The 25,895-nt window shown below is 64.3% G+C and carries 17 protein-coding genes; 7 read left to right on the forward strand and 10 right to left on the reverse strand.

Going from position 1 to position 25,895, the window contains the following annotated elements:
* Positions 1 to 4: 4 nt before the first annotated feature.
* The 5 genes from AC6I6U_RS05055 to AC6I6U_RS05075 form a co-directional block, all read right to left on the reverse strand.
* Positions 5 to 3,895, reverse strand: coding sequence for a cellulose synthase subunit BcsC-related outer membrane protein (locus tag AC6I6U_RS05055; protein WP_497880942.1), 3,891 nt, complete (start codon positions 3,893 to 3,895; stop codon positions 5 to 7).
* Entirely contained in the window at positions 3,892 to 6,195 is a 2,304-nt protein-coding gene (gene bcsB / locus AC6I6U_RS05060) for a cellulose biosynthesis cyclic di-GMP-binding regulatory protein BcsB (protein ID WP_497880943.1), read from the reverse strand. The genes AC6I6U_RS05055 and bcsB overlap by 4 nt, the downstream gene beginning before the upstream one ends.
* Positions 6,192 to 8,384, reverse strand: coding sequence for a UDP-forming cellulose synthase catalytic subunit (gene bcsA / locus AC6I6U_RS05065; protein WP_497880944.1), 2,193 nt, complete (start codon positions 8,382 to 8,384; stop codon positions 6,192 to 6,194). Before bcsA ends, bcsB begins: the two co-directional genes overlap by 4 nt.
* Entirely contained in the window at positions 8,381 to 9,448 is a 1,068-nt protein-coding gene (bcsQ, locus tag AC6I6U_RS05070) for a cellulose biosynthesis protein BcsQ (protein ID WP_497880945.1), read from the reverse strand. Before bcsQ ends, bcsA begins: the two co-directional genes overlap by 4 nt.
* A 315-nt stretch (positions 9,449 to 9,763) precedes the next feature.
* The gene (locus tag AC6I6U_RS05075) at positions 9,764 to 11,131 is read right to left on the reverse strand and encodes a CYTH domain-containing protein (protein ID WP_497880946.1); all 1,368 of its coding nucleotides are present in this window, start codon (positions 11,129 to 11,131) and stop codon (positions 9,764 to 9,766) included.
* A 161-nt stretch (positions 11,132 to 11,292) separates the two neighbouring features.
* Here AC6I6U_RS05075 and argE point away from each other — a divergent pair, with 161 nt between their 5' ends.
* Positions 11,293 to 12,453: an acetylornithine deacetylase gene (argE, locus tag AC6I6U_RS05080; RefSeq protein WP_497880947.1), complete on the forward strand. Its 1,161-nt coding sequence runs from the start codon at positions 11,293 to 11,295 to the stop codon at positions 12,451 to 12,453.
* 138 nt (positions 12,454 to 12,591) lie between these two features.
* A complete protein-coding gene (gene argA / locus AC6I6U_RS05085; protein ID WP_497880948.1) occupies positions 12,592 to 13,890 on the forward strand; it encodes an amino-acid N-acetyltransferase in 1,299 nt (432 codons plus the stop codon).
* A gap of 145 nt (positions 13,891 to 14,035) precedes the next feature.
* Here argA and gshA read toward each other — a convergent pair whose 3' ends face one another.
* From gshA to AC6I6U_RS05100, 3 genes are all read right to left on the reverse strand, one after another.
* Positions 14,036 to 15,619: a glutamate--cysteine ligase gene (gshA, locus tag AC6I6U_RS05090; RefSeq protein ID WP_497880949.1), complete on the reverse strand. Its 1,584-nt coding sequence runs from the start codon at positions 15,617 to 15,619 to the stop codon at positions 14,036 to 14,038.
* 200 nt (positions 15,620 to 15,819) lie between these two features.
* Positions 15,820 to 16,203 carry a PaaI family thioesterase gene (locus tag AC6I6U_RS05095; RefSeq protein ID WP_497880950.1) on the reverse strand — a complete coding sequence of 128 codons (384 nt, stop codon included), beginning with the start codon at positions 16,201 to 16,203 and terminating at the stop codon, positions 15,820 to 15,822.
* Positions 16,203 to 18,521: a Tex family protein gene (locus AC6I6U_RS05100; RefSeq protein WP_497880951.1), complete on the reverse strand. Its 2,319-nt coding sequence runs from the start codon at positions 18,519 to 18,521 to the stop codon at positions 16,203 to 16,205. Before AC6I6U_RS05100 ends, AC6I6U_RS05095 begins: the two co-directional genes overlap by 1 nt.
* Before the next feature lie 336 nt (positions 18,522 to 18,857).
* Here AC6I6U_RS05100 and ompR point away from each other — a divergent pair, with 336 nt between their 5' ends.
* Together ompR and AC6I6U_RS05110 are read left to right on the forward strand one after the other, a co-directional pair.
* The gene (ompR, locus tag AC6I6U_RS05105; protein WP_497880952.1) at positions 18,858 to 19,598 is read left to right on the forward strand and encodes an osmolarity response regulator transcription factor OmpR; all 741 of its coding nucleotides are present in this window, start codon (positions 18,858 to 18,860) and stop codon (positions 19,596 to 19,598) included.
* A gap of 116 nt (positions 19,599 to 19,714) precedes the next feature.
* The gene (locus tag AC6I6U_RS05110) at positions 19,715 to 21,028 is read left to right on the forward strand and encodes an ATP-binding protein (protein WP_497880953.1); all 1,314 of its coding nucleotides are present in this window, start codon (positions 19,715 to 19,717) and stop codon (positions 21,026 to 21,028) included.
* Positions 21,029 to 21,054: 26 nt separating this feature from the next.
* On the opposite strand, the gene rimK is transcribed toward AC6I6U_RS05110, so the two are convergent.
* Complete coding sequence (rimK, locus tag AC6I6U_RS05115; protein ID WP_017903280.1) at positions 21,055 to 21,960, reverse strand: 30S ribosomal protein S6--L-glutamate ligase; 906 nt, start codon at positions 21,958 to 21,960, stop codon at positions 21,055 to 21,057.
* A complete protein-coding gene (gene rimB / locus AC6I6U_RS05120) occupies positions 21,957 to 22,439 on the reverse strand; it encodes a retropepsin-like aspartic endopeptidase RimB (RefSeq protein WP_497880954.1) in 483 nt (160 codons plus the stop codon). Before rimB ends, rimK begins: the two co-directional genes overlap by 4 nt.
* Before the next feature lie 215 nt (positions 22,440 to 22,654).
* Between rimB and AC6I6U_RS05125 the strand changes: the two genes are divergently transcribed.
* The 3 genes from AC6I6U_RS05125 to AC6I6U_RS05135 all read left to right on the forward strand — a co-directional run bounded on the left by AC6I6U_RS05125 (position 22,655) and on the right by AC6I6U_RS05135 (position 25,814).
* Entirely contained in the window at positions 22,655 to 23,059 is a 405-nt protein-coding gene (locus AC6I6U_RS05125; RefSeq protein WP_497880955.1) for an RNA-binding S4 domain-containing protein, read from the forward strand.
* Positions 23,060 to 23,184: 125 nt separating this feature from the next.
* On the forward strand, positions 23,185 to 24,087 hold the full coding sequence (hslO, locus tag AC6I6U_RS05130; RefSeq protein WP_497880956.1) for an Hsp33 family molecular chaperone HslO: 903 nt from the start codon (positions 23,185 to 23,187) through the stop codon (positions 24,085 to 24,087).
* 179 nt (positions 24,088 to 24,266) lie between these two features.
* Positions 24,267 to 25,814 carry a phosphoenolpyruvate carboxykinase gene (locus tag AC6I6U_RS05135; protein ID WP_497880957.1) on the forward strand — a complete coding sequence of 516 codons (1,548 nt, stop codon included), beginning with the start codon at positions 24,267 to 24,269 and terminating at the stop codon, positions 25,812 to 25,814.
* Positions 25,815 to 25,895 lie beyond the last annotated feature (81 nt).

Genomic DNA, 25,895 nt, shown 5'->3' on the forward strand with positions numbered 1-25,895 from the left:
TAAATCAGTTGGAGTAGGGCGAACGGTACGGACTGACCGGCAAGGCCATGGGCCCGGTCATCTTCTCGAACAGGTAGCGCAGGTACACCCCGGCGGTGACCTCACGATAGTCCTGGGCGTTGTCCAGCCCCAGTTCGCCGCCCAGCAGCAGGTTCGAGCCGAGCCGGTACTCGCCCGCCACATTCAGGTTGTAGCCGACGCCGGTGCTGCTCTTGCCCGGATATGAAAGGTCGTTGGCGGTCTGCTCGGCGCGGTGGCCGGGAAAATAGTCGGCGCCGCGCTGGTCGATGTACTGGACCCCCAGCGCGCCGTTGAGCCGATAGCTGAAGCGCTCGGTGCGCTGCGACCAACTGACCGGTACGGCCACCGAGAAAAAGGTCTGCGGGCTGAAGTAGCCGCCATGGCCGTAGGTGAAGAAACCCTGGTTGTTTTCATAGGACAGCAGCATGCTGCTCAGGCCCACGGTCAGCTTGTCGTCGGGCTGGTTGTCGAGGTACCAGTAGATGCCGGCGCCCAGTTCGGCGCGGGTGTTGGACTCGACATTGTTGCCGACCAGCTTGTGCAGGGCGCCATAGCCATACAGGCCGACTTCCTGGTCGTCATAACCGAGCAGCGCACGCCCGCCGTTTGCGGTCACGCCGCCCCAGCTGACGCCGGTACGACGATCCTTGGCACCAGCGAAGGAGGCCAGGCTATCGGTGACCGGCCGCCGTGACAGCGCGATGCTGTAGTGCATGTTCGGGCTGGAGACCAGCGGCTGTTCGAGGCTGATGCCGCCAATCACCGTGTTGTAGTTGAAGCCCACGGGACTGACCCCGATATCTGCCTTGATCCCGTGGGGTGGGCTTTCCACGGCGACTGCCAGCCCGACGCCACTGGCTTGCTGCGAGCCGGGCGAGCCGCTGGGCAGGCCGCTGCCGAAGCGGCCGAGGCTGTAGTCGCGGACGCTACCGGCGTGCAGGGACACCGGCGTCACCCGCAGTGCGACCCGGTTGTCGCCGGCTGGCATGCTGGCTTCGAACGGGGCCTCGACGTCGGTCAATTTGCTCAGCCCCGATTCATTGTTGTTGCTGCGCACGCTCAGGCCCTGGGCGATGTAGGCGCTGCGCTCCTGAAGGATTTCGTTCAGCGCCAGTTGTGCCGGGCTCAGATCCTCGCGCTCTGCTTCACCCGATCGCCGACCACTGGAGAAGGGGTTACCGGCCAGTCCCGGGTCATCATCCAGACCGCTATCACCGTGGCTGTAGAGCGTGGGTGCGAGGGATGGATCGGCTGGCATCGTGTCGGCCGCTTCACTGCCGGAGTACAAGGGGTCTTCATCGCGGGAGGCAACCCGGCGTGGTTGGCCCGGCAGGTCGAGGAACGGGTTGTCACTGTCGGCGCTATCGAGTGCCGGGCCGGCGCGGCGCTGGCTGCCTTCGATGGCCACGGCCTGGCGCAGCAGGTCGGCGGCTTCGGCGCTCTTGCCCATGGCCCGGTAGGTCGTGGCGGCGCTGGTCAGTACCTTGGGCACGCCTGGCTTGAGTGCCAGGGCGGTCTTGAGGGCCTGGTCGGCGCGACGGTTATCATGGGCCTGGGCGGCCAGGCTGGCGACGCTCAGTTGCAGGTCGGCATTGCGTGGGTCGTTCTCCAGCAACGGCTTGTACAGCGCCATGGCCTTGGCGTTGTTGCCGCTGGCGCTGTACATCCGCGCCAGGGCTGCGTTCGCCTGGGGATCGCGGGGCGACTGGCGCAGGATCGGCTTGAGCATGTCGTAGGCGGCGACCAGGTTGCCTTTCTCGCGCAACTGGTCGGCCTGCTTGATCCGGTAGAGTTTCACCAGGGCGGCGTAGTGGCGGCGATCGCTGTCGTTCAGGCGTGCGCCCTGCAGGTTGCGCAGGATGTCGGCGGCGTCGTTGTCCTGGTCGGCCCTGAACAGAATGTCGGCGTAGAGCAACTGCAGCTTGCTGGTGGGGCTGGGCGAGCGCTCCATCAGGTCGCGCATCAGAGCCACGCCCTGTTGCGGCTGGCCGGCGTCGATATAGGCCGAGGCCAGGATCGTCACGCGTTCGGGCTTGCCGCCGGTCAGCGCCTGGCTGCGCTCAAGCAGCGCCTGGGCCTCTCGGCGCTGGCCGCGGCGCAGGTTGGCGACGGCGGCCTCGGTCTGCACATGCAGGGCGATCTCCTTGCCGAACTCATCCATTTCCCGGCTGCGTCGGGCCGGTGGGATGCGCGCCAGGCTGGCCTGGGCGTCCTGCCATTCGCCCAGCTGCGCGGCCAGCAGGGTACGGGTATAGAGCGCGTCGGGCTGGTCGGGGTGGCGCTTGAGCAAGTCGTTGATCTGGTCGCGGGCGGCCTGCGGCCGGCCCTGGCCGAGGTAGATCCGGGCCAGGGCGAAGCGGGTCCAGGCATTGCCGGGGTCGTCGACCAGCGCCCGCCGATAGGCTTGTTCGGCGGCCTTCAAGTCGCCGCGTTGTTCGGCTACCCGAGCCACCTGGGTGGCGCGCAGCGAGCGGACGGAAACCTCCGAGTTCAGTCGTGCCTGGGTGGCCGGTGACAGCGAGTCGATCAGTTTCAGTGCTTCATCGGCCTTGCCCTGCTGCGTCAGCACGCCGATCAGGCCTGTAAGGGCCTGGGGATCGTCGCGATGACTGGCGAGGATACGCCGATAGGCGGCCTCGGCTTTCGCCAGTTGTCCCTCTTGCGCCTGCAGGTTGGCCAGCGCCACCTGGCTGGTCGGTTGTCCGGGGTTCTGGCGGGTGGCCTGTTCGATCATCCTGCGGGCCTGGTCCGGGCGCCCGGCTTTCTGGGCAGCGGTCGCGCCGGCCATCAGCCGCCAGTAACGGACGTTGTCCAGCGCCTGTCGCCAGGGCTGTCCGGCGGGTTGGCGGGTGGCGCGGACCAGCAGGTCCTCGGCTTCGTCCAGGCGATCCTGCTTCTGTCGCACGATGCCCAGGCCGCCCAGCGCGTCGGGGTCGTCGGGCTTTTCCTGGAGGCGGGCCTGGAACGCCTGCTCGGCGGCGACCAGGTCGCCGGTCTCGAGGGCCTGCAGGCCGCGGGCGTCCTGCGGATCACGGCGCCAGGCCGCGGCTTTCGCGGTACTGGTGTGGGTGAGGGCCTTGCCCTTGTTCATCAGCTCGCGGATTTCCTTGTCGTCCGGATGGGCGGCGAGAAACTGCTCGAACAGCGGCACTTGTGCCGGCGCCGGTGGGCCGATCCAGGTCAGGGCGAAGCGCCAGGTCTCGTTGGCGTCGCTGCCGACATCCTTGTCCTTGGCCAGGACGGCCAGGCGGCGGATGCCTTCTGCACGGGTATCGAGATTGCGCACCATGTGCTTGGCCAGGAACAACGCTGCGGCGCGGTCGTCGGGGTGTTCGCGCAGCAGCCGTTCGAGCCCGGCGCGCGATTGCTGTTCGCCGCCACGGGTGTAGCCCAGCAGGAAGTAGTACTCGCGAGCCAGGTCGCCCTGGGGCTGGCGGCCGTTGAACAATTGCTGGTAGACCTTCACGGCTTCGTCGTACTTGTTGCCATCGACCAGTTGCCGCGCCCGATTCAGCAATTGCGCCTGTTCGTCGTTGCCCAGAGCGATGTCCTGCTCCAGTTGCTGCGCCTGGCGCGGCGGCGGCACCAACGCCTGCAGGCGGGTGAGGTACTTGCGCGCTTCGTCCGGGCGCTTGAGCTGCACGTTGCCAAGGCCCAGGCCATACAGCGCTTCGGGCTGGTCGGGGGCGAGCAGCAGCAGTTTGTTCCAGGCGTCCATGGCCCGGTCGGGATTGTGTTGGGTCTGCCAGTAGCGGCCCTGCTCGATCAGTTGCGCCTGCGGGTCATCGGCCCGGGCGGTGTTGCTGCCCAGGGCAAGCAGCACCGCCAGAGGCAGGCCGTGGCGCAGGCTCGTGCGCCTCGCCAGCCGGCTCATGCCAGCCGCCGCTTGGCCTGGGCCCGCAGGCCCAGGAAAATCAGTGCGCAAAGCAGGGCGAAGCCGAGCAGCACGCTGAACAGCAGCCAGCCGACATGCCGCGACAGCAGCAATTGCAGGTGACGGAACCAGCCCAGGTGCCCGACGTAATACGGCTGGTCGGCGGTGAGGCTGGTGACCTGCTTGTCCTGGACCACCGCCAGGCGGCCCTGGATCTGTTCCTTGTAGTCATCGCCGCCGATCATCGCCGCGGTTATCTCTTGAAGCCGGGCCGGTTCGCTGCTGGCGATCACCACCACGCTGCGCCCGCTTCTCAGTGGCGACTCGAAGCCGGCCAGGTACGGCGTACCGCTGCCCGACCAGGCCAGGGCGCTGCGAGTTTTGCGGATTGCCGCCTCGGTGTCGGGGCTGAACCAGTCGTGGATGCGCAACGCCAGGTCACTCAGGTCGAAGAAGTGATGGCTGCTTTCGCTGCGCGCCGGCAGCGAGTCGGCCCAGAGCTTGAGCAATGGCTGGTCGGCGCCGGAGGCCAGCACCAGCACATCCTTGTCGCTGATCGCCTCGATGTCGCGGGCCTGGATCACCTGTACCCCGGTGGTCGGGTAGCCGGTGGAGTCGCCGAAGCGGCCGAACACGGTGAGGTAGGCGCCCAGCACTTCGGGGCCGAGGTTGTCGGGGATGACCACGGCGGTTTCCGAGAGGTCGGCGAGACGGGTGAAGGGAAAGCCACTGTCGCGGAACTTGGCCAGGTCGGGCATTGGCGTGTAGTGGTTCAGGCCGCTGAGGTCGAGGGTCGAGTCCGATTCGATCTGGCCGCGCATGTCTTCGACGATGACGTCGCGGCATTCGCCCTGCTTGACGTAGTCGTACATGTAGCGCAACTGCAACTGGGCCTTGAAGGTGGAGATGTCCAGGGGCAGGTACATGCTGGCTTCGCGCGGCAGGCTGTCGTCCTTCTTCAGCCACTCCAGCCACTGCGGCTCGCCATTGAGATTGGGCACCGACGGCAGTTGCATCGAGCGGATCAAATGATCGTTGAGGTGCACCAGCAGGGCCGAGTTGGTCGAGAACTGTTGGGGCGTGTAGCGATACTTGAGCTGTAGCGGCGCGCCCCGGTTGCGCCATTCGTAGAGGTCCGGTGGCAGGCGCAGGGGAATGATGATTTCCCGCGGGCTGTAGCCGGATACATGCAATTGCTGGGCATCGACCAGTTCGCCGAGCTTGACCGGCCGGTCGGCCGGCAGCCAGTTCGGGGCATCGTAGGGAACCCGTACCGGCACCGGGTCGAGCCGATCGATCAGCGCCGTTGCCCCGGACATCGCCTTGCTGCCCAGGGCAACGGCGAGGGCGGCGGTCTTGAGTTCGGCATCGTTGCGCCCGCTGATCACCAGCAGCTTGCCGTAGGGGTCGTTGGGGTTGGTCATCATGCTGACGCTGGGGCCGGTGGCCGGGTTGCCCGACAGTTCGCCGAGGGGCAGGGTGTCGCGCCGCGTGACCAGTACGATCGCGTTACCCTTGGCGGGCAACTGGCCGATACTGGCCGGGAAGGTCGCGGTTCGATAGCTGGCCAACGCACCGAACTTGGACGACAGCGCCGCGGCGGCCTCCAGTTTGGCCGGGCTTGGGGTTGCGTCGAAAACAAACGGCAGCCTCAAGGGGCGGGCGTCATGACGATCGAAGAACGGCGTGGGCAATAGCGCCAGGTCGTTCTTCAAGGCGATCGGCGAGTACTGGATGTTCAACTGGCTGTCATTGCTGACCCTGGCCCACAGGCTCGAATGCAAGGGGTCTTCGCACTGCATGGTGTAGTGGCCGATCAACTGCAGGTCGAGCCGGTTGAAGTCGGTGATCAGCCGTGCCGGAATCTCGATCACTTTCTCCAGGTCGTTGCCGGCCTCTTCCTTCGGCAGCGGCAGGCTGGCGGCGACCTTGTCGTTGACCAGCACGTTGAGCTGCGACAGCTCGGGCAGCATCGACGGCGAATAGCTGAAGCGCAGCACCAGCTGCACGCCGGTGACGACCTGGTCGGTGCGGATGCCGAAATCGGCGCTGTCGGTGGACTCGACTCCCCGCAGGTACATCGGGTCGCGGCGCCCGAGCTGCTTGAAGCTCAGGCTGTAGCTATTACCGGGGCTCGCCTGCGGTTGGGGGCTGGCAGCCAACGTAGTGGCCGCGTTGCCGTGGACCTCGGCCTGCGGCAACGCGCTGCCGATGGCGGGGAAAAGACTGCCACAGGCCAGCAGTGCCAGGGCATAACGGGTGCAGCGTCCCACGCTGCCAACTGAGAAGGTCGGGATCATGGCGTGTCCAGGGCGGAGGGGGAGGAGGCGCGGCGGATTGCAGGCAGCGCAGGAAACAGGCGCACGGTGGCCTTGAGCAGTTCGGCAACGCCGTGCAGCCCGATCATGCTGACTTCGCGCAGGGCGGCGAGTGGCGAGTCCGGCTTGCCGGTGCCCCAGTTCATGGCCCAGGTGTCGGCGCGGGCGAAGGTCAGGTGGACCAGGTCACTTTGCTGGCGCAGGGTCATCGGGTCGAACTGGATACCGATGTTGCGGCCTTGGCTCGAGACCACGGTGCCATCGAAGTCGTAGCGTTGTTCGTGGCGGAACAGCGAGATTCGCAGGCGTTCACCGCGGGGAATCGACAGGTTTTCGCCCAGGCTGAGTCCCAGGCCGTGCTGCGAGAAGTCCTGGGTGGTGCTTTGCAGCAGCCGGCCGTCGGCCAGTTGCAGGCTGACCGGCAGCTGCGCCTCGACCCGCGGCTCGCTGCGGATCTGTCGGCTTTCGCTGGCGACTGCCAGGGCCGCGCTGGTCACTATCACGTTGTACATCGCCCAGATCTGGTTGAGCAGGACGGTGATGTCGGTGGTGTCGTCGGCACCGATGTAGTCGTAGATTCCGAACAGGACGCCGGCGATGTTCAGCAGCAGCAACACGATATAGGGGCGGGCCATCTTCCAGTCGAAGAACTCCGGATGCAGGTCGCCGCCCTTGTCGGTGACGTTGAAGTCGCCGGAACGGGGGTTGATCATCGCCTTCAGCACCGGCGGCAGGATGTACCAGGCCAGGACCGTTTCGTAGACCTCGTTCCAGTAGGAGTGGCGGAACCGCCCCTGGATGCGCGAGTTGGTCAGGTTGGCCAGCAGCAGGTGCGGGAAGGCATAGGCGGCGACCATCAACGGCGCGGCATGGAAGATCTGTGCACCGAAGATCAGGTAGGCCAGGGGCGCGGTGAGAAACACCATGCGCGGGAAGCCGTAGAAGAAGTGCAGCATGGCGTTGGTGTAGCAGATCCGCTGGCCAAGGCTCAGCCCTCGCCCGAGCATGGGGTTGTCGGTGCGGAAGATCTGGGTCATGCCGCGCGCCCAGCGCACGCGCTGGTTGATATGCCGCGAGAGGTTCTCGGTGGCCATGCCGGCCGCCTGGGGCAGGGCCAGGTAGGCGGTGTTGTAGCCGGCGCGGTTGAGCTTGAGCGAGGTGTGGGCGTCTTCGGTCAGGGTCGTTTCGTCCATCCCGCCGACGGCTTGCAGCGGCGCGCGGCGCATCAGCGCGCAGGAGCCGCAGAACATGGCGGCATTCCACAGGTCGTTGCCGTCCTGGACCAGGCCGTAGAACAGTTCGCCTTCGTTGGGCACCGTGTGCCAGGTATCGAGGTTCTTCTCGAACGGGTCGGGCGAGAAGAAGCAATGCGGCGTCTGCAGCATCGCGAGCTTGGGGTCCTTGAGGAACCAGCCCATGCCGATCTGCAGGAACGAGCGCGACGGCACGTGGTCGGCATCGAAGGCGGCGATGTACTCGCCGTGGGTGACCTTGAGCGCCGCGTTGAAATTGCCGGCCTTGGCATGCAGGTTGTTGTCGCGTGTCAGGTAGTGCACGCCGACGCTTTCGCAGAATTCGCGAAAATCCTCGCGGCGACCATCGTCCAGCACATGGACCCGAAGCTTGTCTTCGGGCCAGTCCAGCCCTTGTGCGGCAAATACCGTGACCTTCACGATCTCCAGCGATTCGTTGACTGTGGTGATGAACACATCGACGCTCGGCCAGTCCTCGGGAGCCTGCTCGAGCAGGATCGGCCGGCGCTTCAGTGGCCAGGCGGTTTGTACGTAGCCAAAGACCAGCACCACCAGCGCGTAGAGCTCGGCCGCCACCAGGGTGTAGCCGAACAGGGTGTCGTGGAAACTCTCCAGCTCCAGGGTTTCATTCAGGCGCCAGTACATGTAGCGCAACGAGGCGATCAACGACAGGCTGATCATCGCGATGACCGGCAGGCGCCCCTCGAAACGCCGCAGTACCAGTGCCGCGATCACCAGCAGCAGGCCGAGCAGGGTCTGCTGGGACAGACTGGCCGGCGCGCTGATGACCCCGGCCAGCACTAGCGCGCAGAGCAGTCCAGCGCCCCACAGGATTATCCGCTGCAGGTTTGCGGGCCATTGCCGGGCGCGCCTGAGGCTGGTGCCGAGCAGGCGTTCGACGCGACGTTCGAAGGTCATGGCAGGCGTGGCTCCAATTGGTCGTAGAGTTTGTCGGCGATGGCCAGGATGTCCTGGCAACCTTGGGCGGTGGCGGCCTGTTCGAACGGGTTGCACTCATAGGCCAGTGCCTCGGAAATCGCCTCGTCCCAGGCGACGCTGCCGAGTAGTTGGGGCTTGAGCTGGTTTTCGAGGATGTGCGCGATGTCCACGGACAGTGCGTGGGAGCTGTCGACGCCGTTGATCACGAACCGGCAGGTGGCGGGCCGTTCGCCGCCCAGGTGCGGGGCGAGGGCGTGGACCAGGTGTTCGAGCGCGGCATGTGAGGCGGCATCGGGGCGGACCACGGCGACGATCAGGTCGGCCATGTGCAGGGCCTGTTCCTGGAACACGCTGCTGCCGGCAGGCGTGTCGATGATCAGCGTATCGTGGCGGTCCAGGCCCAGCGCGGCCAGGTGTCGGGCGAGCCAGTGCGGGTCGTCTTCGAGTTGGCGTTCGAGGGCGTGCAATTGTTGCGGTTCGCTCTCGCCGAAGGGCAGCAGGCGAGTGCTGGCATAGCCGGTCTGGGCGAGGTCCTGCCAGCCCCGGCGTTCCAGACTGGCGCGGCAGATGCCGGTTGCCTGCGGGAAGATCCCCAGGTGCTGGTGCTGGGCGTTCTGTGGGTCGAGTTCGAGGACCAGGGCCTGGCGGTCGGCACTGTTGAGTAGCACCGCCAGCAGGCTGGCCAAGGTGCTGCGACCCACGCCGCCACGGGTCGAGACCACCGCGACGACCCGCGCCGCGACCTGGGGCATGACGGGCATTTGCCGATGCTGCTCGGCTTGCGCCTGGCGCTGGCGGGCAAGGTCGCCGAGCAGTGTGCGCAAGGACGGCGATGCAGCCTGCTGTTCGGCGGCCAGGGGGGCAATGGCGGCGTGTGGTGTCGGGCTTGCTTCGGCGGGGGCAGTGGGCGCTGGGACGCGAGGGGCAGTGGGGAGCGGCTTTTCGGTGAAGACCCGGGCCACTTCGATTTCCCGATAGCGCTCGGTGCTGGCACCGAACTTGCGCATCAGGTTTCTGACATCATCGTCGTCTGAGGGCTGCATGACAGTATCCGTACCATTCCAGAAGATCTTGAAAGGGGACAGATACGGCTAATCACACAATGCCGTCGTACTGCATGCCGTCAGGCACACGATGGTGTTCTTAAAGGTGTCGCCTGCGTGTCTTGCCGATAGAACCCAAGGGACTTGAGTGTGTTCCTGAAGGTTTTATCGCACTAGTCAGGTTCAAATGTAGACCAGATTTTCCGCTGCAAGGAAAATTTGCTGGTCTGCGCAGGTGCGGAGCCTGCTCGCGAGGTGGTGGCGACCTTGCTGGTCTCTTCGCGGGCAAGCCCTGCTCACAGGGTTGCGCTGGTGTTACAGGCGCAACAGGGTTTTCCAGGCGCGGCCCTGGGAAACGGTCAGCGCCTGCTGCACCCGTGCTTCCAGCACTTCATCGCTGATATCCAGCTCGGCCAGTTGTGCCAGTTTGTTCAGCTCGCCGAACAGGCGATCCAGCTCCGGCAGTTCCAGCACGCCACGAGCCAGGTGCAGCCAGGCCTGGATGCGCTCGATACGTGGCAACTGTTCGGCGAGGTCTTCCGGCTGCCGCTGATAGCGGTCCAACTGCAGCGCCACGGCCTCTTCGGCCAGCAGGCGTGGCAGCCAGCTCTGCAGCTGCGCGGCGCCCTGGCGGTTGCCGCGGTTGGCGCGCTCGACCGTCCAACTGCGGGCCAGCAGCCAGCGCGAGGTGTTCAGCGAGAACTGGCCCCAGCGCACATCTTCCAGCTCTTCGAGGAACTGCTCCGGCGCCGCCTTGCGCACGTCCTCGTCTTCCAGGCCGGCATTGACCAGCGGGCGCCAGTCTTCCAGCAACGCATCCAGGGCCTTGCGCAGCTCGCTGGTCGATTGCCGTGGTGCCACCTGGCCGAGGCTGCCGACCAGGGCCCGCAGTTCGATCAGCTGCTGCAGCCAATCCTGCAGCAGGCGCCAGTGGCCGTTGAAACGGTATTGCTCGGCCAACCGCTGGCTGCTGCCGAGCAGGTGCCAGGCCAGTGCGGCGAAGGCATCGTCCACCGAGGTCTCGGCGGTCAGTTGCGGTACTGGCAGGCTCAGCGAGTAGCTGTTGGCGTCGAACAGCCGGTAGCCGCGTTCGGCCTTGCTGATATCGCAGGGCATCAATGCCAGCTTCTCGGCCAGTTCGGCGGCCAGTTCCAGCAGTGCTTCGGGCTCGCCTTCGCGCAGCTCCAGTTCCAGCTCGCAGATTTCTTCCTTCTGCTTGCCGGCGATGACGGCGCCAAGGTCCAGCGCGGCTTCGATCACCACCTTGGCCTTGCCACGGCCCCAGGCGATCTCGGCACGTTCGCGGATGAAGTCGGTGGTGAAGATCGGCTTGAGGGTTTTCTTGTCCAGCTCGGCCAGTTGCGCCGGCCAGCATTCGCCGTCGAGTTTCTTCACGTCCAGCTTGGCCTTGGGCAGGTGCCAGTCGTACTCGTTGCGCTCCGACAGGCCGGCGACGCTCTGGCCGCGGGTCTTGAGGGTCTGGATCACTTCCTCGCCGTCACGGCGCAGGCGCAGGGCAACCTTGGCCTTGGCCAGGTCGCGCTCGGGGGTGTCGAAATACTGGTTCGTCAGTTCACGACGTTCCCAGCCGCTTTTGTTGCGCTTTTTCAGGAGCGGATGCTCGCGCAGGGCGGCGAGGGTTTCGCGGCTGACGCGGAGTTTGATTTCGGTTTCTTTCTGCATGGCCGGAAAATCCAGGATCGGGAGTGCGGCCTGGGGAAAAAAGTGGCCGCCTTGGGGGATGCAGTGTACAGGACAAGCGGGCGGCACGCGTCGCGACGGTTTATTCCAGGCGCCGGATGGCTCTATGATGGGCTTCGCCTTGGAGTCCGGGAGTCAGCGCAATGCCTTTGCCATCGATGAAAGATCAGTTCGCTGCGCTGATTGCAGTCCCTTCCGTCAGTTGCACCCAACCGAGCCTGGACCTGAGCAACCGTCCGGTGATCGATCTGCTGGCCGGCTGGTTGAGTGACCTGGGCTTCACCTGCGATATCCAGCCGGTCAGCCCCGGCAAGTTCAACCTGCTGGCCAGCTTCGGCAGCGGCCCCGGTGGCCTGGTGCTGGCCGGGCACAGCGATACCGTGCCGTTCGACGAGGCGCTGTGGCAGACCGATCCGCTCAAGCTCAGCGAGGTCGATGGCCGCTGGGTCGGCCTGGGCAGTTGCGACATGAAGGGCTTCTTTGCCCTGGCGATCGAGGCGGTCCGGCCGTTGCTCGACCAGCCGTTCAAGCAGCCGCTGCTGATCCTCGCCACTTGCGACGAAGAAAGCTCGATGTCCGGCGCCCGTGCCCTGGCCGAGGCCGGGCGCCCGCTGGGCCGCGCAGCGGTGATCGGCGAGCCGACCGGGCTCAAGCCGATCCGCCTGCACAAGGGCGTGATGATGGAACGCATCGACATCCTCGGCCGCAGCGGCCACTCGTCGGACCCGAGCCTGGGCCACAGCGCCCTCGAAGCCATGCACGACGTGATCGGCGAGTTGCGGGGCCTGCGCGGCCAGTGGCAGCGCGAGTACAACAACCCGCAGTTCACGGTGCCGCAGCCGACCCTGAACCTGGGTTGCATCCATGGCGGTGACAACCCCAACCGTATCTGCGGCCAGTGCGCCCTGGAATTCGACCTGCGGCCGCTGCCGGGCATGGACCCGAGCGTGCTGCGCGCGGCGATCCGCGCCAAGCTCCAGCCTCTGGCCGAGCGGCACCAGGTGAAGATCGACTATGCGCCGTTGTTCCCCGAGGTTCCGCCCTTCGAACAGGTGGCCGATGCCGAACTGGTGCGCATCGCCGAAAAACTCACCGGGCACCGCGCACAAGCGGTGGCGTTCGGTACCGAAGCGCCTTATCTTCAGCGCCTGGGTTGCGAGACCCTGGTGCTTGGCCCCGGCGACATCGACTGTGCGCATCAACCGGGGGAATTCCTCGAAATGTCACGTTTGCAGCCTACCGTAGAGCTGTTGCGCGAACTGATTGAACATTATTGCTTGAGCCCGGCCCCGACCTTGCGTTAAATGCCAGGCCCAACCATCCGTTACCGATAAGGAGAGCGCGCGTGTCGCCAAGCCTGTTCCGACGATAACCAACAGCCCGTTGTGCGTTTTCACGTTGCACCCATTTTTCATTGGCTGTTTTTTATACAGGTTCAGGTTATGCCCGAATACGTTAACTGGCTCCGCCACGCCTCTCCCTATATCAATGCCCACCGCGATTGCACCTTTGTCGTCATGCTGCCCGGCGATGGCGTCGAGCACCCGAACTTCGGCAATATCGTCCACGACCTGGTGCTGCTGCACAGCCTGGGTGTGCGCCTGGTGCTGGTCCACGGCTCGCGTCCGCAGATCGAGAGCCGCCTGGCCGCGCGTGGCCTGACGCCGCACTACCATCACGGCCTGCGCATTACCGACGCGGCGACCCTGGAGTGTGTGATCGACGCGGTCGGCCATTTGCGCATCGCCATCGAGGCACGCCTGTCCATGGACATGGCCGCCTCTCCGATGCAGGGCGCGCGCCTGCGCGTGGCCAGCGGCAACCTGGTGACCGCACGGCCGATCGGCGTGCTCGAAGGCGTTGACTATCACCACACCGGCGAAGTGCGCCGGGTCGACCGCAAGGGCATCAACCGCCTGCTCGACGAGCGTTCGATCGTGCTGCTGTCGCCGCTGGGCTACTCGCCCACCGGGGAAATTTTCAACCTCGCCTGCGAAGATGTCGCAACCCGTGCGGCGATCGACCTGGGTGCGGAGAAACTCCTGCTGTTCGGCGCCGATCACGGCCTGATCGATGAAAATGGTCATCTGGTCCGCGAACTGCGTCCACAGCAGGTGCCAGCGCACCTGCAACGCCTGGGCAGCGACTACCAGGCCGAGCTGCTCGATGCCGCGGCCGAGGCCTGCCGCGGCGGTGTTGCCCGCAGCCACATCGTCAGTTACGCCGAGGACGGCGCGCTGCTGACCGAACTGTTCACCCGTGACGGTGGCGGTACGCTGGTGGCCCAGGAGCAGTTCGAACGGGTGCGCGAGGCGGCGATCGAGGACGTCGGCGGCTTGCTCGACCTGATCAGCCCGCTGGAAGAGCAGGGCATCCTGGTGCGGCGTTCGCGGGAAGTGCTGGAGCGTGAGATCGAGCAGTTCAGCGTGGTCGAGCGGGAAGGCATGATCATCGCCTGTGCGGCGCTGTATCCGATTGCCGATTCGGAGGCGGGCGAACTGGCGTGCCTGGCGGTGAACCCGGAGTATCGCCATGGTGGCCGCGGTGATGAACTGCTGGAACGTATCGAGGCTCGGGCCCGGGGGCTGGGGCTCAAGACCCTGTTCGTCCTTACCACCCGGACTGCGCATTGGTTCCGCGAGCGTGGGTTTGTCCCGAGCAGTGTCGAACGCCTGCCGAGTGCGCGGGCGTCGCTGTACAACTATCAGCGTAATTCGAAGATCTTCGAGAAGGCGCTCTGACCCTCAGGTCTTGAGCTGTTCTTGAGGGCCTCTTCGCGGGCAAGCCCGGCTCCTACAGGGTTATGTCGTACGCAGTTCTTGTGTACGACACAGACTTGTAGGAGCCGGGCTTGCCCGCGAAAGCGTCAGACCTGCTGGCACAAAGTCAATTGCTGATCGCCAGGATGCTCGCCTGGTACGACCCGACGAATACATCGAAATCGCCGACCTCGTTCTGTTCCAGCTCCAGTTGCTGGACCAGCGACTGGCGGGCGCTTTCCTCGAAGGCGCTCTGTTCTTCCTTGGCCAGCGGCTGCCCGCGGAAGTATTCGGCATGGGCCAGGCTCTGGCGCATGGAGAACTGGGCGAAGCTTTCCTTGTGCTCGGTCATGCTCGCCAGCACGCGGGCCGACGGGGTCAGGGACGAATCCCTGATCTTCGCCATCTGCTCGTCCAGCGCCTTGCTGTGGGCATCACCACCATGGCTCTGGTCCAGCAGCGCGGCCAGCGGGGCAATCCGCTCCAGCAACTCGGTGGCCCATTCCTTCATGTCCACGGCCTGGCCGTCACGCTGCAGTTGCAGGCCCGGACGGCGGCCTTCCTTGACTACGGCAAGGAAGTTCGAGGTGGCGTTGCCGCACTCGCCGTTTTCGAGCTGCGGGCTGTCGTTCAGCGCGCAGTAGAGCAGGAAGGCGTTGAGGAAACGCGCCTCGCCCAGGTCGATGCCGGTCGGCAGGAACGGGTTGATGTCCAGGCAGCGCACCTCGACGTACTGCACGCCACGGGCCATCAGCGCCTGGATCGGCCGCTCGCCGGTGTAGGTCACGCGTTTCGGGCGGATGTTGGAGTAGTACTCGTTTTCGATCTGCAGGATGTTGGTGTTGAGCTGGACCCACTCGCCATCCTTGTGGGTGCCGATCTCGACATACGGCGCATAAGGGGTTGCCACCGCCTTGCGCAGGCTGTCGGTGTAGCTGCTCAGGTCGTTATAGCACGGCGTCAGGCCGGCCTGGGCGTTGCTCTGGTAACCCAGGTCGCTCATGCGCAGGCTGGTGGCGTAGGGCAGGTACAGCGTCTCGGCGTCGAATTGCTCCAGCGAGTGCGAGCGGCCGCGCAGGAAACCGGCGTCGAGGGCCGGCGAAGCGCCGAACAGGTACATCAGCAGCCAGCTGTAGCGGCGGAAATTGCGGATCAGCGCGATATAGGCCAGCGACTGGTAGTCGCGGTCCGAGCCGGTGAAGCCTTCGGCCTGCTTGAGCACAGGCCAGAGTTTCTCCGGCAGCGAGAAGTTGTAGTGGATTCCGGCGATGCACTGCATGGTCTTGCCGTAGCGCAGGGCCAGGCCCTGGCGGTACACATACTTGAGCTTGCCGATGTTCGAGGTGCCGTAATAGGCGATCGGGATATCTTCCTCGGCCGGCAGCGGGCAAGGCATCGACGGGCTCCACAGGTACTCGTTGCCGAGCTTGCTGTAGGCGAAGCGATGGATCTTGTCCAGGCTCTCCAGGGTGTCGGCCGAGTCGGGCAGGGCAGGAGTGATGAACTCCAGCAGCGACTCGGAATAGTCCGTGGTGATTTGCTCGTTGGTCAGCGCCGCGCCAAGTTCTTCCGGGTGCGGAGTCTGCGCCAGCCGACCCTCATGGGTGACGCGCAGGCATTCGCGCTCGATGCCGTGCAGGCACTGTTCGAGCAGGGAGAGGTGGTCGCGCTCGCCGAGCAGAGCCAGGCGGCGGTTGAGAAGTTCGCTCAAGTTGGATTCCTTCACGCGTCGGTCGCCCCAATATGGGGGTGGGCAAGACGGTCTACAAGGGTGAAGTTGAGAACTGGCGTTGTCGCCTGGTAAATGTCGGAAAACGCCAATACTTCGTCCCTGAGTCGGGCACGGCGCTGGAGGAAAATTCCGACACCGCGCGTGCAGTGTCGAAATTAACCCAAATCGAGACGAGACAGCTAGAGAGCTGCGAACGTGCCTTGTGCTTTCGCGACAAGTTTGTCGCCCTGGTGCACGTCGGCCTCGACCACCAGGGTGCGACGACCGGGGTGGATGACCCTGGCGGTGCACAGCACGTCGCCTTCGGCCACCGCCCGGATGTAGTTGATCTTGCACTCGATGGTCGCGCTGCGCTGATCGAAGCCGTGGGTGGCCGAGCAGGCCAGGCCCATGGTGATATCCACCAGGCTGAACAACGCGCCGCCATGCAGCACGTTGCCGCGGTTGCGCAGTTGCGGCGTCAGCGACAGGGCCACCTCGGCAACGCCGGCGTCCAGGCGTTGCAGGCGGCAGCCGAGCAATTCGCTGAAGGCGCTCTGGGTCAGGCCGTCAGGGATTTCCATCAGCGCTTCTTCAACTGCTTGGCGTTGGCGAACAGCGACGCCATGGCGTGGTTCGCCGGGGCTGGGGTTTCCTTGCGCGGGGCGTTGTTCTGCGACTGGCGCGGAGCCGAGCCCGGACGCGAACCACGGGCACCGTCGATCTTCTCGCCCGGCGTGTCGCTCATGCGCATCGACAGGCCGACGCGTTTGCGCGGGATGTCGACTTCCATGACCTTGACCTTGACCACGTCACCGGCCTTCACCGCTTCGCGCGGGTCCTTGACGAACTTCTCGGACAACGCCGAGATGTGCACCAGGCCATCCTGGTGAACGCCGATGTCGACGAAGGCGCCGAAATTGGTCACGTTGGTCACCACGCCTTCGAGGATCATCCCCAGTTCGAGGTCCTTGAGGTCTTCGACGCCCTCCTGGAACGCGGCGGTCTTGAACTCGGGGCGCGGGTCGCGGCCCGGCTTGTCGAGTTCCTGGAGGATGTCGGTGACGGTCGGCAGGCCGAAGGTCTCGTCGGTGAATTTCTTCGGGTCCAGGCGCTTGAGGAAGCCGCTGTCGCCAATCAACGAGCGGATGTCGCGGTCGGTCTCGGCGGCGATGCGCTGCACCAGCGGGTAGGCTTCCGGGTGTACCGCGGAGGCGTCCAGCGGGTTGTCGCCGTTCATCACGCGCAGGAAGCCGGCGGCTTGTTCGAAGGTCTTCTCGCCCAGGCGCGGGACTTTCTTCAGCGCGGCGCGGGTCTTGAACGCACCGTTTTCGTCACGGTGGCTGACGATGTTCTGTGCCAGGGTGGTGTTGAGGCCGGAGATCCGCGCCAGCAGGGCCACCGAGGCGGTGTTGACGTCGACGCCGACGGCGTTCACGCAGTCCTCGACCACCGCGTCCAGGCCACGGGCCAGCTTCAGTTGCGACACGTCGTGCTGGTACTGGCCGACGCCGATGGATTTCGGATCGATCTTCACCAGCTCGGCCAGTGGGTCCTGCAGGCGGCGGGCGATGGACACCGCGCCACGGATCGACACGTCGAGGTCCGGGAATTCCCGGGCAGCCAGCTCCGATGCCGAGTACACCGATGCGCCGGCCTCGGAGACCATGACCTTGGTCAGGCGCATGGCTGGGTATTTCTTGATCAGCTCGGCGGCCAGCTTGTCGGTTTCGCGGCTGGCGGTGCCGTTGCCGATGGCGATCAGGTCCACCGAGTGCTTGGCGCACAGTGCGGCGAGGATGGCCAGGGTCTGGTCCCACTTGTTGTGCGGCACGTGCGGGTAGACGGTGGCGTGGTCCAGCAGCTTGCCGGTGGCGTCCACCACGGCGACCTTGCAGCCGGTACGCAGGCCCGGATCGAGGCCCAGGGTGGCGCGCGGACCGGCCGGGGCAGCCAGCAGCAGGTCGTGCAGGTTATGGGCGAAGACGTTGATCGCCTCGGTTTCCGCGCCGTCGCGCAGCTCGCCCAGCAGGTCGGTTTCCAGGTGGGTATAGAGCTTGACCTTCCAGGTCCAGCGCACCACCTCGCCCAGCCACTTGTCGGCGGGACGGCTCTGGTTCTGGATGCCGACGTGTTGGCCGATCATGCCTTCGCACGGATGCAGGGTACCCGGCAGTTCTTCGCCGACTTTCAGCGAGGAGGCGAGAATGCCTTCGTTACGGCCACGGAAGATCGCCAGGGCGCGGTGCGACGGCATGCTCTTGAGCGGCTCGTCATGTTCGAAGTAGTCGCGGAACTTGGCGCCTTCCTCTTCCTTGCCGGCGACCACGCGGGCACTGATGATGGCTTCCTGCTTGAGGAAGTTGCGCAGCTTTTCCAGCAGGCCGGCGTCTTCGGCGAAGCGCTCCATGAGGATGTATTTGGCGCCTTCGAGGGCCGCCTTGGTGTCGGCGAAGCCTTTCTCGGCATCGACGAAGCGCGCGGCTTCGGTTTCCGGGGTCAGTGACGGGTCGTTGAACAGGCTGTCGGCCAGTTCGCCGAGGCCGGCTTCCAGGGCGATCTGGCCCTTGGTGCGGCGCTTCTGCTTGTACGGCAGGTACAGGTCTTCGAGGCGGGTCTTGGTGTCGGCGAGCTGGATGTCACGGGCCAGGGCCGGGGTCAGCTTGCCCTGTTCCTCGATGCTGGCGAGAATGCTCGCGCGCCGCTCGTCGAGTTCTCGCAGGTAGCGCAGGCGCTCTTCCAGATGCCGCAGTTGGGTGTCATCCAGGCTGCCGGTCACTTCTTTCCGGTAGCGGGCGATGAAAGGCACGGTCGAGCCTTCATCCAAAAGGGCGACGGCCGCTTCGACCTGTTGCGGGCGTACGCCGAGTTCTTCGGCGATGCGGCTGTTGATGCTGTCCATAAAACCACCTGACAAAGTGTGAAATCAGGCGCGCCGGGCCGTTGGGCCTGTCGGGCGAGCCTGGTTTGGGATCAAAAGGCGCACCTTGTGACCCGTGAAATCAGCACATTGCTGTGAGCCTGTGAAAATAAAGATGGCTTCGAACAGCAATGATCAGACGTTGCCTGACGCAGAAGGCGGGGCATTATAACCAGCGTTCAGGGCTTGGGGGGATTGTGCGCGTGTAGGCATAAAGCGGTGTTTGCTGGTAGTCGAGGAAAAATCTGCTAACAATGCACAGGATACGCATGAGGGCCGCTGGCCCCATAATGCGCGCCGAGATCAAAGGAGCAACCCATGAGCAGCACTGCACAAACTGCTGAAGGCGAAAAAATTCTCATCGTGGATGACGATCCGGGGTTGAGCAGCCTGCTGGAGCGTTTTTTCACCAGCAAGGGCTATCGTGCCCGCGCGGTGGCGAACACCGAGCAAATGGATCGCCTGCTGTCCCGTGAAGTGTTCAACCTGGTCGTGCTCGACCTCATGCTGCCGGGTGAAGACGGCCTGACAGCCTGCCGTCGCCTGCGTGCGGCAAACAACCAGGTGCCGATCATCATGCTGACCGCCAAGGGCGATGAGCTGAGCCGGATCAAGGGCCTGGAACTGGGCGCCGACGACTATCTGGCCAAGCCGTTCAACCCCGACGAGCTGATGGCGCGGGTCAAGGCGGTACTGCGCCGCCAGTCCGCACCGGTTCCCGGCGCACCGGGCAGCGAGGACGAAAGCGTCACCTTCGGCGACTACGAACTGTCCCTCGCCACCCGCGAACTCAAGCGTGGCGAAGAAGTGCACATGCTCACCACCGGCGAATTCGCCGTGCTCAAGGCACTGGTGATGCACGCCCGTGAGCCGCTGACCCGCGACAAGCTGATGAACCTGGCTCGTGGCCGCGAGTGGGATGCGCTGGAGCGTTCCATCGACGTACAGATTTCCCGCCTGCGTCGGATGATCGAGCCGGATCCGTCCAAGCCGCGTTACATCCAGACCGTCTGGGGCGTGGGTTACGTGTTCGTGCCGGATGGCACCGCGACCAAGTGACCGGTGATTTGTAGGAGCGAATTGCCCGGGTGTGCGAAAGCCGCCCGGGCAAGTCGCGATCCGCAATTGTGCGAGCCCGCCTGCTCGCTCCTGCAAAGTATGTAGCGGCCGTATTTATGAAAACCCCTGTCTGGTTTCCCCAAAGCTTTTTCTCGCGCACCCTCTGGCTGGTGCTCATCGTGGTGCTGTTTTCCAAGGCACTGACCCTGGTCTACCTGCTGATGAACGAGGACGTCCTGGTCGATCGCCAGTACAGCCACGGCGTGGCCCTGACCCTGCGTGCCTACTGGGCGGCCGACGAGGATGATCGCGACAAGATCGCCGATGCGGCGGGATTGATCCGCGTGGTCAGCGGCGGGGTGCCGGAAGGTGAGCAGCACTGGCCCTACAGCGAGATCTACCAGCGCCAGATGCAGGCCGAGCTGGGCGCCGACACCGAGGTTCGCCTGCGCATGCACGCGCCGCCAGCGCTGTGGGTGCGCGCACCGAGCCTGGGGGCCGGCTGGTTGAAGGTGCCGCTGTATCCGCACCCGTTGCGTGGACAGAAGATCTGGAGCGTGCTGGGCTGGTTCCTGGCGATCGGCCTGTTGTCGACGGCGTCGGCCTGGATCTTCGTCAGCCAGCTCAACCAGCCATTGAAGCGTCTGGTCTTCGCCGCCCGGCAACTGGGCCAGGGGCGCAGCGTGCGCCTGCCGATCAGCGACACGCCCAGCGAGATGACCGAGGTATACGGTGCCTTCAACCAGATGGCCGAGGATGTCGAGCAGGCCGGCCGCGAACGTGAACTGATGCTGGCCGGGGTTTCCCACGACCTGCGCACGCCGTTGACCCGCTTGCGCCTGTCCCTGGAACTGATGGGCGACCACAGCGACCTCAGCGAGGACATGGTCCGGGACATCGAAGACATGGACGCGATTCTCGACCAGTTCCTTGCCTTCATTCGCGACGGGCGCGATGAATCAGTGGAGCAGGTGGACCTCAGCGACCTGGTGCGCGAAGTGGTCGCACCCTTCAATCAGAATGAACAGCGGGTACAGATGCGGCTTCAGCCGATCCAGCCGTTCCCCCTGCGGCGGGTGTCGATGAAGCGCCTGCTGAACAACCTGATCGGTAACGCGCTCAACCACGCCGGGGAGGCCGTGGAAGTGGCCGCCTACGTGTCAGGCGATACCAATGCGCCGTATGTGGTGTTGAGCGTCATGGATCGTGGCGCGGGTATCGACCCGGCTGAACTGGAGGGGATCTTCAACCCGTTCACCCGCGGCGACAAGGCTCGGGGCGGCAAGGGCACCGGGCTGGGCTTGGCGATCGTCAAGCGGATCGCCTCGATGCACGGTGGCAACGTCGAGTTGCGCAACCGCTCCGGTGGCGGCCTGGAGGCGCGGGTTCGGTTGCCGTTGGGGTTGATGCTGCCGCGCGACGCGGTCTAGAGGCGCGGCGCACGGCAACAGGTCTTTCAGCCCTTGCCCTTGGTTCGGGTCATGTTCGGCCCGCCATTTTTCTCGATGTGCTGGATGATCATCCCCGCGACGTCCTTGCCGGTGGTGGTCTCGATGCCTTCGAGGCCCGGCGATGAGTTCACTTCCATCACCAGCGGGCCATGATTGGAACGCAGGATGTCCACGCCGGCCACGCTCAGGCCCATCACCTTGGCGGCGCTTAGGGCGGTCATGCGTTCTTCCGGGGTGATCTTGATCAGGCTGGCGCTGCCGCCACGATGCAGGTTGGAGCGGAACTCGCCAGGCCTGGCCTGGCGCTTCATGGCGGCGATGACCTTGTCACCGACCACGAAGCAGCGGATATCCGCACCGCCGGCTTCCTTGATGTACTCCTGGACCATGATGTCCTGCTTGAGGCCCATGAATGCCTCGATCACCGACTCGGCTGCTGTTGCGGTTTCGCACAGCACCACGCCGATGCCTTGGGTGCCTTCCAGTACCTTGATCACCAGCGGGGCGCCGTTGACCATCTCGATCAGGTCGGGAATGTCGTCCGGCGAGTGGGCGAAACCGGTCACTGGCAGGCCGATGCCACGGCGTGACAGCAGTTGCAGCGAGCGCAGCTTGTCTCGTGAACGGGCGATCGCTACCGATTCGTTGAGCGGGAACACGCCCATCATCTCGAACTGGCGCAATACCGCGCAGCCATAAAAGGTCACCGAGGCGCCGATCCGCGGAATCACCGCGTCGAAGCCTTCCAATGGCTTGCCGCGATAGTGGATCTGCGGCTTGTGGCTGGCGATGTTCATATAGGCGCGCAGGGTGTCGACCACTACCATTTCATGGCCACGCTGGACGCCGGCCTCGACCAGGCGACGAGTGGAATACAGACGCGGATTACGCGACAGCACAGCGATCTTCATGCAACACCTGTGGCAGAGGTAGTAGTAACCGGGAAAACCGGCTTTTCCTGGACGTATTTGCTGCCTGGATTGACTACCAGTTGGCCGTCGACCAGGGCTTTGGAACCGAGCAGCAGGCGATAACGCATGGCCTTGCGGCAGGCGAGGGTGAATTGCACCTGCCAGACCCGATCGCCGAGTGCCAGGGTGGTAGCGATCACATAGCGCACCTGGGCATGGCCATTGGAACTCTTGATGGTCTTCATCGCCAGCAAGGGCGCTTCGCAGCGCCGATGGCGCAGTTGCACCACGGTGCCGAGGTGGGCGGTGAAACGCACCCACTTCTCGCCGTCGCGCTCGAACGGCTCGATCTCGGTGGCATGCAGGCTGGAGGTACTGGCGCCGGTGTCGATCTTTGCCCGCAGGCCCGCGACTCCCAAATCCGGGAGCGCCACCCACTCGCGCAGACCCACAACGGTCAAATGGTCAAATGTCTTCAAAATGCTCAACCGGTGAGAAACCTGCTCAAACCGCCAGGCAGCGGTAATCGCGGTATTCACGCAGAATAATCGGTAAATGGCGATAGATATCTGTACGACTTGTTTGCAGGTCGTGAATATCCTTGGGCTACCCGGCATTCTAGACCGGCCAGGGAAATTCAGCTTCGACGGCAACGGTAGTACAGTTCAGCAATATTTCAGTTTGAGGAATCCCCGTGGCACAAAAATCGGAAGAGGATGACAAGGTTCGACTCGACAAATGGTTGTGGGCGGCACGCTTCTACAAAACCCGCGCCCTGGCCAAGACGGCGATTGAAAGCGGCAAGGTGCATTGTCGGGGTGAGCGCTGCAAACCCTCGAAAGAGCCGCGGGTAGGCGACGAACTGCTGATTCGCACCGGCTTCGATGAGCGTACCGTGGTGGTCCAGGCTCTGTCGGTCGTTCGTCGGGGTGCTCCGGAGGCGCAGGCGTTGTATGCCGAGACCGCTGCCAGCATTGCCAAGCGCGAAGCCCAGGCGGCCCAGCGCAAGGCCGGGGCCCTGGGCCTGACCACCGATGGCAAGCCGACCAAGAAGCAGCGCCGGGACCTGTTCAAATTCCGCGGCGCGGGCAGCGAATAATCCTGTCTATCCTTGACTGACAGCCATTCGCCCCCATGTTGCGTGGTCAGAACCCCGATTTGTTCATAAAATGCTCAGATTCTCTGAGTCGAACACCTTTATTCCTTCTTTCAGAATTGAAACCTATGTCAGATCTACCAGACACCGATTACTCCCAACGCTTCATCTTCGATGACAGCGATACGCGTGGCGAACTGGTGTCGCTGGAGCGCAGCTACGCTGAAGTCCTCGCCAAGCACCCCTATCCACAGCCCGTCGCGCAATTGCTCGGCGAACTGATGGCCGCCGCCTCGCTGCTGGTCGGTACCTTGAAGTTCGATGGCCTGCTGATTCTCCAGGCCCGTTCCGAAGGCGCGGTGCCACTGCTGATGGTCGAGTGTTCCAGCGAGCGTGAGATCCGTGGTCTGGCCCGTTATGACGCCGAGCAGATCGCTCCTGGCGCGAGCCTGGCTGACCTGATGCCCGATGGCGTCCTGGCGCTGACCGTCGATCCGGTCAAGGGCCAGCGCTACCAGGGTATTGTCGATCTCGACGGCGACACCCTGTCAGATTGCTTCACCAACTATTTCGTCATGTCCCAGCAGGTGGGCACCCGCTTCTGGCTCAATGCCGACGGCCAGCGTGCCCGCGGACTGCTGCTGCAGCAACTGCCTGCCGACCGGATCAAGGATGACGAGGAACGCGCCGCCAGTTGGCAGCACATCACCGCCCTGGCCAGTACGCTGAAAGCCGAAGAACTGCTCGGCCTGGACAACGAAACCGTACTGCATCGCCTCTATCACGAAGAAGCCGTGCGGTTGTTTGAAAACCAGCCGCTGCGTTTCCATTGCAGTTGCTCGCGCGAGCGTTCCGGTAATGCCCTGGTCAGCCTGGGGTTGGAAGATGCCCAGCAATTGGTGGCCGAGCGCGGTGGTGCGATCGAGATCGATTGCCAGTTCTGCAACCAGCGTTATCTGTTCGATGCGGCAGATATTGCGCAATTGTTCGCCGGTGCTGGGGTCGAGACCCCGTCAGATACTCGTCACTAAAACGTTTCAGTGCAGGTAAATCTCCTGTCAAACGCCGGAAAATAGGCGTTCTGACAGGAGGGCCCTACTCTTTTTGGGCATTTCTGGCATAATCCGGCGCACTTTTTTCACGGTAGTAGTGCACGACTTTCTACTACAAAACGTTTGGAGCACTCGGCCAGTGGCCGACGGGGAAATTCATGACGCAAGCAAACAATGCCGTGTACACCGATCTGAGTGTCGATGATCTGGTCAAGGAAGCCCTGGCTCGTGGTGAAGGTGAGCTCGCCGATACTGGCGCGCTGGTAGTTCGTACCGGTCACCGCACCGGTCGTTCGCCGGTAGACCGTTTCATCGTGGAAGAGCCATCCACTCAGGACGCCATCGCCTGGGGTCCGATCAACCGCAAGTTCCCGGCCGACAAGTTCGATGCCCTGTGGAACCGCGTTGAAGCCTTCGTCGGCGAGCGCGAGCGTTTTGTCTCCCACGTGCATGTAGGCTCCGACCCGGCGCACTACCTGCCGGTCAAGATGACTACCGGTACTGCCTGGCACAACCTGTTCGGCCGTTGCCTGTTCATCAACCCTGAAGCTGGCCAGTACAACGCCGGTGCCAAGGTCGAGTGGCAGATCCTGAACGTTCCGGAGTTCGAGTGCGTGCCTGAGCGCGACGGTACCAACTCCGATGGCACCGTGATCATCAACTTTGCGGCCAAGAAAGTGCTGATCGCCGGCATGCGTTACGCCGGTGAAATGAAGAAAGCCATGTTCTCGGTGCAGAACTTCCTGCTGCCGGCTGTCGACGTGCTGCCGATGCACTGCGCGGCCAACATGGGCGAAGAGGGCGACGTGACCCTGTTCTTCGGCCTGTCGGGTACCGGCAAGACCACCCTGTCGGCTGACGAAAGCCGCTACCTGATCGGTGACGACGAGCACGGTTGGGGCGAAGGCGTGGTGTTCAACATCGAAGGTGGTTGCTATGCCAAGTGCATCGACCTGTCCGAGAAGAACGAGCCAGTCATCTGGAAAGCCATCCAGCACGGCGCCGTGCTGGAAAACGTCGTACTCGATGCCAACAAGAAGGCCGACTACGCCGACAGCAGCCTGACCCAGAACAGCCGTGCGGCCTACCCGCGCGAGCTGATCGAAAAACGCGCACCGAAGAACCTCGGTGGCGAGCCCAACGCGGTCATCTTCCTGACCTGCGACCTGACCGGCGTACTGCCGCCAGTGTCGATCCTCAGCGAAGAGCAGGCGGCCTACCACTTCCTGTCCGGCTACACCGCACTGGTGGGTTCGACTGAAATGGGTTCGGGCGGCGGCATCAAGTCGACCTTCTCCACCTGCTTCGGCGCGCCGTTCTTCCCGCGTCCGGCTGGCGAGTACGCTGAACTGCTGATCAAGCGTATCCGTGGCTTCGGCTCCAAGGTCTACCTGGTCAACACCGGCTGGACCGGCGGTGGCTACGGCGTTGGCAAGCGCTTCAACATCCCGACCACCCGTGGCGTGATCGCCGCGATCCAGAGCGGCGCTCTGGTCGGTGCCGAGACCGAGCACCTGGACACCATCAACCTGGACGTGCCGCTGGCCGTACCGGGCGTCGAAACCGGCCTGCTCAACCCACGCAACACCTGGGCTGACAAGGCTGCCTACGACGAAGCGGCAAAAGCCCTGGCTGGCCTGTTCATCGAGAACTTCAAGAAGTTCGACGTGAGCGACGCGATCAAGGCGGCTGGTCCGAAGTTGTAATCGGCCCTGCTATCCGCTTGAGAAAAACCGCCCTTCGGGGCGGTTTTTTTATTTGTCAAAATATCGGTGATCACTCTGCGG

Source organism: Pseudomonas sp. UTLPPB19802, from assembly GCF_059730225.1.

Excerpts from the sequence above, each read along its gene's own strand:
- AC6I6U_RS05055 (WP_497880942.1), bottom strand. The coding sequence starts at position 3,895 with ATGAGCCGGCTGGCGAGGCGCACGAGCCTGCGCCACGGCCTGCCTCTG.
- ompR (WP_497880952.1), top strand. The coding sequence starts at position 18,858 with ATGAGCAGCACTGCACAAACTGCTGAAGGCGAAAAAATTCTCATCGTG.
- AC6I6U_RS05110 (WP_497880953.1), top strand. The coding sequence starts at position 19,715 with ATGAAAACCCCTGTCTGGTTTCCCCAAAGCTTTTTCTCGCGCACCCTC.
- AC6I6U_RS05100 (WP_497880951.1), bottom strand. The coding sequence starts at position 18,521 with ATGGACAGCATCAACAGCCGCATCGCCGAAGAACTCGGCGTACGCCCG.
- AC6I6U_RS05095 (WP_497880950.1), bottom strand. The coding sequence starts at position 16,203 with ATGGAAATCCCTGACGGCCTGACCCAGAGCGCCTTCAGCGAATTGCTC.
- bcsB (WP_497880943.1), bottom strand. The coding sequence starts at position 6,195 with ATGATCCCGACCTTCTCAGTTGGCAGCGTGGGACGCTGCACCCGTTAT.
- argE (WP_497880947.1), top strand. The coding sequence starts at position 11,293 with ATGCCTTTGCCATCGATGAAAGATCAGTTCGCTGCGCTGATTGCAGTC.
- bcsQ (WP_497880945.1), bottom strand. The coding sequence starts at position 9,448 with ATGCAGCCCTCAGACGACGATGATGTCAGAAACCTGATGCGCAAGTTC.
- bcsA (WP_497880944.1), bottom strand. The coding sequence starts at position 8,384 with ATGACCTTCGAACGTCGCGTCGAACGCCTGCTCGGCACCAGCCTCAGG.
- AC6I6U_RS05075 (WP_497880946.1), bottom strand. The coding sequence starts at position 11,131 with ATGCAGAAAGAAACCGAAATCAAACTCCGCGTCAGCCGCGAAACCCTC.
- argA (WP_497880948.1), top strand. The coding sequence starts at position 12,592 with ATGCCCGAATACGTTAACTGGCTCCGCCACGCCTCTCCCTATATCAAT.
- hslO (WP_497880956.1), top strand. The coding sequence starts at position 23,185 with ATGTCAGATCTACCAGACACCGATTACTCCCAACGCTTCATCTTCGAT.
- AC6I6U_RS05135 (WP_497880957.1), top strand. The coding sequence starts at position 24,267 with ATGACGCAAGCAAACAATGCCGTGTACACCGATCTGAGTGTCGATGAT.
- rimK (WP_017903280.1), bottom strand. The coding sequence starts at position 21,960 with ATGAAGATCGCTGTGCTGTCGCGTAATCCGCGTCTGTATTCCACTCGT.